Raw genomic sequence first — 8235 nt, forward strand, 5'->3', positions numbered from 1 at the left:
GTCTTGTCTCGTTCGGGTGGGGAGGGGCCGTGCAGTGTCGCCCCCGTCAGTGCTCGGTCATGTGGTCGAGGTGGGCCGGGGGCGTTGGTGGTTGCTCTTCGGTGGGTGGTTTCCTCCGGTGGACCGCTGTACCCCTGCGGCGGGCGGTCTCGTTCCGTACACGTGGGGAGGTGCCGTGCAGTGTCGCCCCCGTCAGTGCTCGGTCATGTGGTCGAGGTGGGCCGGGGGCGTTGGTGGTTGCTGTCCGGTGGGTGGTTTCCTCCGGCGGACCGCTGTACCCCCGCGGCGAGCGGTCTTGTCTCGTTCGGGTGGGGAGGGGCCGTGCAGTGTCGCCCCCGTCAGTGCTCGGTCATGTGGTCGAGGTGGGCCGGGGGCGTTGGTGGTTGCTGTCCGGTGGGTGGTTTCCTCCGGTGGACCGCTGTACCCCTGCGGCGAGTGGTCTTGTCTCGTTCGGGTGGGGAGGGGCCGTGCAGGGTCGTCCCCGCAGGGGATTGGCGGCAAAACCGGGGTCACGCACCAAGAGCCTGTACGCCGCCGACCCCGAGGAGTCGAGCCCGGAGGGGCACCGGAGCCCGCACCCGACAAGACCGGAGGACCCCAGGCCCGGACAACAAGACCCCGCCCCCGCCGGAGGCTCACCGCTCCCGCTCCTCGACGTACGCGTTGTACGCCGCCACCTGCGCCCGTCGCGCCACCCGTTCCACCGGGCGCAGCGCCTCGCCCCTCGCCGCCATCTCCGACGCGCTCACCGCCCCGCCGTGCCCGTTCTCGTACGCCACCGAGATCAGCAGCCCGACCCGCTGCGCCAGCTCCAACACCCGTACCGCCCGCGGCGGATACCCGGGTGCCAGCATCTCGCCCACCCCCCGCTCCGCCCGCGCCCGATACGCGTCGATCGCCGCCTCCGCCACCGGCCCCGACGCCGCCACATCCAGCCGCGACAGCACCTCCGTCGCGTCCCGCAGCGCCTCCGCGAGCTCCCGTTCCGCCTCCCCGAGCGACGGCACATCCGCGGGCGGCGCCTCCCGCACCGGCAGGCAGTGCCAGACGACCTCCACATGCAGATCACCCGCGGGCCCGGCCTCGTAGACCTCGGGCACCAGCCCGTACGTGGCGCCGGATGCGACGACCGCCTCCTCCGCGTCGAGCGCCCGCGCGTTGAACTCCGGTGGCCCGCTGAGCCCCAGCGGATGCCCCGGCGCCGGCAGCGCGACCCGGTACCCGGTCACCCCGAGCGCCCGCAGCCGCCCCAGCGCAAGCGTGAGCCCGACCGGGCCCGCCTCGCCCGGCAACCCCTCCACCCGGTGCACCGCGTCGTCGCCGACGATGGCGAGCGCCGCGTCATCCGGTGATACAAATCCGGCCAACAGGGCATTTCCCCATGCGGCCAGCCGTCCTGAGCGTGGTTCGGAAAGCATGGACCCAGCCTAGGGACCGGACCGGGCGACTGGGCCACCCGACCGGTGGCGTAAGTTTTCCCTGGGAGCTGTGCCCACAGGTGCATAAACCGCCCCCAATACCTCAAGACGATTGCATGGGGAGACAACGCGCTCATGAGCGATGTACTGGAGCTGGTGGACGTATCCGTGGTCCGCGACGGACGCGCTCTGGTGGACGACGTCTCCTGGTCGGTCAAGGAAGGTGAGCGCTGGGTCATCCTCGGTCCCAACGGCGCCGGCAAGACCACCCTCCTCAACATCGCCTCCAGCTACCTCTTCCCGACCTCCGGTACGGCCAAGATCCTGGGCGAGCGGCTCGGCGCCGCCGGTGTCGACGTATTCGAGCTCCGCCCCCGTATCGGCATGGCGGGCGTCGCCATGGCCGAGAAGCTCCCCAAGCGCCAGACCGTGCTGCAGACGGTGCTCACCGCCGCGTACGGCATGACAGCCACCTGGCACGAGGACTACGACGCCGTCGACGAGGAGCGCGCCCGCGCCTTCCTCGACCGCCTCGGCATGACCGAGTACCTGGACCGCAAGTTCGGCACGCTCTCCGAGGGCGAGCGCAAGCGCACTCTGATCGCCCGCGCGATGATGACGGACCCCGAGCTGCTGCTCCTCGACGAGCCGGCCGCCGGCCTCGACCTCGGCGGCCGCGAGGACCTGGTCCGCCGCCTCGGCCGCCTCGCCCGCGACCCGTACGCCCCCTCCATGATCATGGTCACGCACCATGTCGAGGAAATCGCCCCGGGCTTCACCCACGTCCTGATGATCCGTCAGGGCAAGGTGCTGGCCGCCGGTCCCATGGAGACCGAGCTGACCTCCCGCAACCTTTCGCTCTGCTTCGGCCTCCCGCTGGTCGTCGAGCAGAACGGCGAGCGCTGGACCGCGCAGGGCCTCCCGCTCGGCTGACTCCGGCCCGGCCGAATTCGGCTGACCGGCCCCGTAGTTGGGGCGACCCCGGCCCGGCCGCGCGGCTGACCTGATCTCGCCCCTGCCCTCGCCCCCTGTCCCCACCGCGACCGGCGGACCTACCATGACCACGTGGACATCGACGCATGGGTGTGGTGGCTGATCGGCGCGGTCGGACTGGGCATTCCGCTCGTACTGACGGCGATGCCCGAATTCGGCATGCTCTCCGCCGGAGCGGTGGCCGCGGCCGTCGTCGCGGCGCTCGGCGGCGGCACGGTGGCCCAAGTGCTCGTCTTCGCCGTGGTGTCCGTCGCACTCATCGCCGTTGTACGCCCCATCGCCACCCGGCACCGCTCCCAACGCCCTCAATTCGCCAGCGGAGTCGATGCGCTGAAAGGCCGTCAGGCCGTCGTCCTGGAACGGGTCGACGGCAGTGGCGGCCGGATCAAACTCGCCGGTGAGGTGTGGTCCGCACGCGCACTCGACGCGACCATGTCGTACGAGGCAGGCCAACAGGTCGACGTAGTGGAGATCGACGGAGCCACCGCCGTGGTCATGTGACAAATCGAAGCCGAACACCCCCCACATCAGCCCGTGTTCTGGGAAACTCGATCATCAGAATCATCCGGCAGCGAAGGGCACAGGGAACACGATGCAACCGATCATCATCGTCCTGATCATTCTGGTGGTGCTGGTCTTCATCGCCCTGATCAAGACGATCCAGGTCATCCCACAGGCCAGCGCCGCCATCGTCGAACGCTTCGGGCGCTACACCCGCACCCTCAACGCGGGCCTGAACATCGTCGTCCCGTTCATCGACTCGATCCGCAACCGCATCGACCTCCGTGAACAGGTCGTCCCCTTCCCGCCCCAGCCGGTGATCACCCAGGACAACCTGGTGGTCAACATCGACACCGTCATCTACTACCAGGTGACCGACGCCCGCGCCGCCACGTACGAAGTCGCCAGCTACATCCAGGCGATCGAGCAGCTCACGGTCACCACCCTGCGAAACATCATCGGTGGCATGGACCTCGAGCGGACCCTGACCTCCCGCGAGGAGATCAACGCGGCCCTGCGCGGCGTGCTCGACGAGGCCACCGGCAAGTGGGGCATCCGCGTCAACCGTGTCGAGCTCAAGGCGATCGAGCCGCCCACCTCCATCCAGGACTCGATGGAGAAGCAGATGCGCGCCGACCGTGACAAGCGCGCCGCGATCCTCACCGCCGAGGGCATCCGGCAGTCGCAGATCCTCACCGCCGAAGGTGAGAAGCAGTCCGCGATCCTGCGCGCCGAAGGTGAGGCCAAGGCGGCCGCGCTGCGCGCCGAGGGCGAGGCCCAGGCCATCCGTACGGTCTTCGAGTCCATCCACGCCGGCGACGCGGACCAGAAGCTCCTCGCCTACCAGTACCTCCAGATGCTCCCGAAGATCGCCGAGGGCGACGCCAACAAGCTCTGGATCGTGCCCAGCGAGATCGGCGACGCGCTCAAGGGTCTGAGCGGCGCCATGGGCAACTTCAACCCGATGGCCGGCATGGGCGGCGGCTCCGGCTCCGGCAAGTCCGGCGGCGGCAACGGCACGGAACGCCGCGAGCAGCCCCCCATCGACTGACCCCGGTATCCCCTCAGGCATGATCGGTGCATCCGGCACCGATCATCGAGAGGCACAGCGTGACCATCTGGGAGATGCTCGCCGTCTTCGCCGCGGGCATCAGCGCCGGCACCATCAACACCATCGTCGGCTCAGGAACACTGATCACCTTCCCGGTGCTCCTCGCCACCGGCCTGCCCCCGGTCACCGCCACCGTCTCCAACGCCCTCGGTCTGATTCCCGGCTCGGTCAGCGGCGCCATCGGCTACCGCGCCGAACTCACCGGCCAGCGCAGCCGCCTCCTGCGCCTGAGCATCGCCGCCGCGATCGGCGGCATCAGCGGAGCTCTGCTGCTCCTGATGCTCCCCTCGACGGCCTTCGAGACGATCGTGCCCGTACTGGTCGCGCTCGCCCTCATCCTGGTGATCCTCCAGCCGCGCATCACCAAGGCCGTCCAGCGCCGCCGCGAGCGCAATGGCAGCCACGCCCACCCCGACGGTGGCCCGCTCCTGTTCATCGGATTGCTGATCGCCAGCGTCTACGGCGGCTACTTCACCGCCGCCCAAGGGATCATCTACCTGTCCCTGATGGGCATGCTGCTCGACGACACCCTGCAGCGCCTCAACGCCGCCAAGAACGTCCTCGCCGCCGTCGTCAACAGCATCGCCGCGCTCTTCTTCCTCTTCGTCGCGGACTTCGACTGGACAGCGGTCCTGCTGATCGCGGTCGGCTCAGCCATCGGCGGCCAGCTCGGCGCCAAGATCGGCCGCCGCCTCCCGCCGACGGCCCTGCGCGTACTGATCGTGGTGGTCGGCAGCGTCGCCATCGTCCAACTGCTGCTGCGCTGACGCAGGAAGGCCCGCCTCCGAACGGAGGCGGGCCTCATGAAGACTGCTGCTTCCTACGCGGCCGGCTGCGCCGTCAGCCACTGCGGCAGCTCCGACCGCTCACCGGCCCGCATCCCGAGCAGCATCGCGTCCGCCGGAGACGGCACGAACGGCTCGTGGAGCAGCGGCATCCCTGCCTGCTCCGGCGTACGGTCCGCTTTGCGGTGATTGTCCTCGGCGCAGGACGCGACCGTGTTCAGCCAGCTGTCCGCACCACCGCGCGACCGCGGCACCACATGGTCCACAGTCGTGGCGCGCTTGCCGCAGTACGCGCACCGGTGCTGGTCCCGTACCAGCACACCACGCCTCGACCACGGCGCCTGTCTTCGGAAAGGCACCCTGACATAGCGGCAGAGCCTGATCACCTGGGGCACCGGAAGATCGACCGCGGCAGCACGCACACGTAGTCCGGGGTGGGCCTGCTCGACGACGGCCTTGTCCTGCAGAACCAGCACAACCGCACGGTTGAGTGTCACTGTCGACAGCGGCTCGAAGCTCGCATTCAGTACCAGCGTGTCCCGCATCTCGCCCACCTCCCGTTCGCCGGCCCAGCCCATTGCGGGCCTTGGGCTTGGATCAACTTTGGCCGGGCGCGCCGAGATGGACAACGCAATAAAAGATGCCCTGCCCTGATCTCTCCAAGACCAGGGCAGGGCAAACAACAAACGAACGCTGAGCTCTAGGCAGGCCCCTCGTACTCAGCGATCAACTGCGCCCGGGCCAGCGTGTGAAAGCGCAGATTGAAGCCGACGGCGGCGGGCGAGACGTCCGCGTCGGGCCCGAGCTTCGCCCGGTCCACCGCGTACACGGTGAAGACATAGCGGTGGTTCTCACCGGCCGGCGGAGCCGCACCGCCGAAGTCCTTCGACCCGTAGTCGTTGCGGACCTGAACGGCACCCTCGGGCAGCCCCTCGAACTTCCCGCTGCCCGCACCCGCCGGCAGCTCAGTGACCGACGCCGGGATGTCGAAGAGCACCCAGTGCCAGAAACCGCTGCCCGTCGGTGCGTCCGGATCGAAGCACGTCACGGCGAAGCTCTTGGTCTCCGCCGGGAAGCCTTCCCACCGCAGCTGCGGCGAGGTGTTGCCCGCCGAGTGGACCTGGGCGTCCTTCAGTACCGACCCCGGCGCGATGTCATCGCTCACCACCGTGAACGACGGCACCGCCGGATGAAAGTCGTGCGGAAGTGGCGCCCTCTTGAGCTCGGTCACGTCTGAACCTCCGATTCGGCTGTCCTGTCCTGCCGCATCCGAGCCTAGAGCCAGTTGCGACGCCCGCCGACATCGGCGAGCCACTGGTTGAGGTACGCCGCCCAGTCGGTCGACTGGAAGTCGTGGTGACCCACCCTGAAGGCCTTGTACGAGTCACTGCCCTCGCTGAACAGCCCCGGCTTCTTGTCCATCTCGAGGATGACGTCCATCTCGCGGTCGTCCGCGACAAACGTGAGCTCGACCTGGTTCAGCCCCCGGTACTGCTGCGGCGGGAAGAACTCGATTTCCTGGTAGAACGGCAGCCGCTGCCGCGTACCGCGGATGTGCCCGCGCTCCATGTCCGCGCTCTTGAAGCGGAAGCCCAGCCCGATGAAGGCGTCCAGGATCGCCTGCTGCGCCGGCAGCGGGTGCACGTTGATCGGGTCCAGGTCGCCCGAGTCCAGGGCCCGCGCGATCTCCAGCTCCGTCGTCACACCGATGTTCATCCCGCGCAGCTGCTGCCCGGCGATGCTCGTGACCGGGGTCTCCCACGGAATCTCGAGCCCGAACGGCACCACGTGCACAGCCCCTGCCTTCACCTCGAAGGCGCCACCGAGCCGCTGCTTGGTGAACTCGATGTCCTGCTTGACCTCCTGGTCACCACCCTCGACCTCGACCCGCGCCTGCAGACCGACGGAGAGCCCCTCGATCACCTGATCCACCGAGCCGCCCTGGATGCGCACCTCGCCCTGCACCACACCGCCGGGCACCACGTTCGCCTCGGTCAGCTCCGTCTCCACGGAAGCACCGCCGGCGCCCAAGCTCGCAAGCAGCCTCTTGAAGCCCATGTCCACTCCTTATTGGTCCTGACCCCTACATACGCGCGACGACCGTAGTCGGTTCCCCGCTAGGCTCATACGCCATGATCGAGAGCCCCGACCGTACGCCGATGCCCCGGGCGTTCTTCGACCGCCCTGTTCTGGAGGTCGCCCCGGAGCTCCTTGGCTGCACCCTGACACGCCTCACCGACGACGGCCCCATCGAGTTGCGCCTCACCGAAGTAGAGGCGTACGCGGGCGAGATCGACCCCGGCTCCCACGCCTACCGCGGCCGCACCGCGCGCAACGACGTGATGTTCGGACCGCCCGGCCATGCGTACGTCTACTTCACCTACGGCATGTGGCACTGCCTCAATGTGGTGTGCGGCCCGGAGGGCATGGCGAGCGGGGTCCTCCTGCGCGCCGGTGAGATCCGAGTAGGCGCCGACCTCGCACGTAAACGACGGTTCTCGGCCCGTAGTGACAAGGAACTGGCCAAAGGCCCCGCCCGCCTGGCCACGGCCCTCGACGTCGACCGCGACCTGAACGGCACCGACCTCTGCGCCGGCCAGACCGCCCCACTGTCCCTACTGCCCGGTACCGCACCGAGCTCTGACCAGGTGCGCAGTGGCCCGCGCACGGGAGTCGGCGGTGAGGGCGCCCACCACCCCTGGCGGTTCTGGATCGACGGCGACCCCACAGTGAGCCCCTACCGGGCCCATACGCCGCGCCGCAGGGCAACTTGACTCGGCCTGCCGGGACGCCTAACGTAGCCCGAGCCGCTTGAAACGGGCCCTGCTGTTCAGCAACCCGAAGTGGCCATCCACTACTTACTACCAACCCAACCGGGTGGGATTTCGGCATGCCGAAATCCAAGCCGAATGACTCGATTATGAGTCGCCTGGGGAATCAGCTAAAGTAGTGAACACGCCGAAAGGCAAAAGGCCCCCAACGGCCACTGGAATCAAATTCCGAACCGGAAACGGAACGGGAAAAGGATCTGGTAAAGTTGGAAACACGAAGGGAAGCGCCCGGAGGAAAGCCTCAGACAATGTTCTGCGGGTGAGTACAAAGGAAGCGTCCGTTCCTTGAGAACTCAACAGCGTGCCAAAAGTCAACGCCAGATATGTTGATACCCCGGCCTGTTTCGGCAGGTTCGAGGTTCCTTTGAAAGTCCTGCTACTGCTCTGCAGTGGTAGGCAATGACACAGCGAGGACGCTGTGAACAGTCGGTCTTATTCCGACCGGCTGTTCCGCTCTAAGTGGTGTTGATCCCGCGCTTTTAATTAAGCACAGTCGGGAAGACATTCATGGAGAGTTTGATCCTGGCTCAGGACGAACGCTGGCGGCGTGCTTAACACATGCAAGTCGAACGATGAAGCCCTTCGGGGTGGATTAG

9 protein-coding genes and 1 rRNA gene are annotated in these 8235 nt (G+C 67.9%); 6 read left to right on the forward strand and 4 right to left on the reverse strand.

Going from position 1 to position 8235, the window contains the following annotated elements; all coding sequences use genetic code 11:
* Positions 1–635 precede the first annotated feature (635 nt).
* Positions 636–1418 carry a hypothetical protein gene (locus tag ACFWDI_RS13300; protein WP_327322728.1) on the reverse strand — a complete coding sequence of 261 codons (783 nt, stop codon included), beginning with the start codon at positions 1416–1418 and terminating at the stop codon, positions 636–638.
* Positions 1419–1553: 135 nt separating this feature from the next.
* Between ACFWDI_RS13300 and ACFWDI_RS13305 the strand changes: the two genes are divergently transcribed.
* The 4 genes from ACFWDI_RS13305 to ACFWDI_RS13320 all read left to right on the forward strand — a co-directional run bounded on the left by ACFWDI_RS13305 (position 1554) and on the right by ACFWDI_RS13320 (position 4790).
* Complete coding sequence (locus ACFWDI_RS13305; protein WP_385303571.1) at positions 1554–2351, forward strand: ABC transporter ATP-binding protein; 798 nt, start codon at positions 1554–1556, stop codon at positions 2349–2351.
* Positions 2352–2483: 132 nt separating this feature from the next.
* On the forward strand, positions 2484–2912 hold the full coding sequence (locus ACFWDI_RS13310; protein WP_327322726.1) for an NfeD family protein: 429 nt from the start codon (positions 2484–2486) through the stop codon (positions 2910–2912).
* Between the two features lie 91 nt (positions 2913–3003).
* Positions 3004–3963: an SPFH domain-containing protein gene (locus tag ACFWDI_RS13315; RefSeq protein ID WP_327322725.1), complete on the forward strand. Its 960-nt coding sequence runs from the start codon at positions 3004–3006 to the stop codon at positions 3961–3963.
* A 59-nt stretch (positions 3964–4022) separates the two neighbouring features.
* Positions 4023–4790: a sulfite exporter TauE/SafE family protein gene (locus ACFWDI_RS13320; RefSeq protein WP_327322724.1), complete on the forward strand. Its 768-nt coding sequence runs from the start codon at positions 4023–4025 to the stop codon at positions 4788–4790.
* 53 nt (positions 4791–4843) lie between these two features.
* Here the strand turns inward: ACFWDI_RS13320 and ACFWDI_RS13325 are convergent, their stop codons facing one another.
* The 3 genes from ACFWDI_RS13325 to ACFWDI_RS13335 all read right to left on the reverse strand — a co-directional run bounded on the left by ACFWDI_RS13325 (position 4844) and on the right by ACFWDI_RS13335 (position 6866).
* Positions 4844–5353, reverse strand: coding sequence for an HNH endonuclease (locus ACFWDI_RS13325; protein WP_327322723.1), 510 nt, complete (start codon positions 5351–5353; stop codon positions 4844–4846).
* Between the two features lie 155 nt (positions 5354–5508).
* On the reverse strand, positions 5509–6039 hold the full coding sequence (locus tag ACFWDI_RS13330; RefSeq protein WP_385303575.1) for a YbhB/YbcL family Raf kinase inhibitor-like protein: 531 nt from the start codon (positions 6037–6039) through the stop codon (positions 5509–5511).
* A gap of 44 nt (positions 6040–6083) precedes the next feature.
* Positions 6084–6866, reverse strand: coding sequence for a sporulation protein (locus ACFWDI_RS13335; RefSeq protein WP_385303576.1), 783 nt, complete (start codon positions 6864–6866; stop codon positions 6084–6086).
* A 74-nt stretch (positions 6867–6940) separates the two neighbouring features.
* Between ACFWDI_RS13335 and ACFWDI_RS13340 the strand changes: the two genes are divergently transcribed.
* Complete coding sequence (locus ACFWDI_RS13340; RefSeq protein WP_385303577.1) at positions 6941–7582, forward strand: DNA-3-methyladenine glycosylase; 642 nt, start codon at positions 6941–6943, stop codon at positions 7580–7582.
* Positions 7583–8143: 561 nt separating this feature from the next.
* Positions 8144–8235: ribosomal RNA gene (locus ACFWDI_RS13345) — 16S ribosomal RNA — on the forward strand; the annotation flags it as partial.

Source organism: Streptomyces sp. NPDC060064, assembly GCF_042736455.1.
GTDB lineage: Bacteria > Actinomycetota > Actinomycetes > Streptomycetales > Streptomycetaceae > Streptomyces.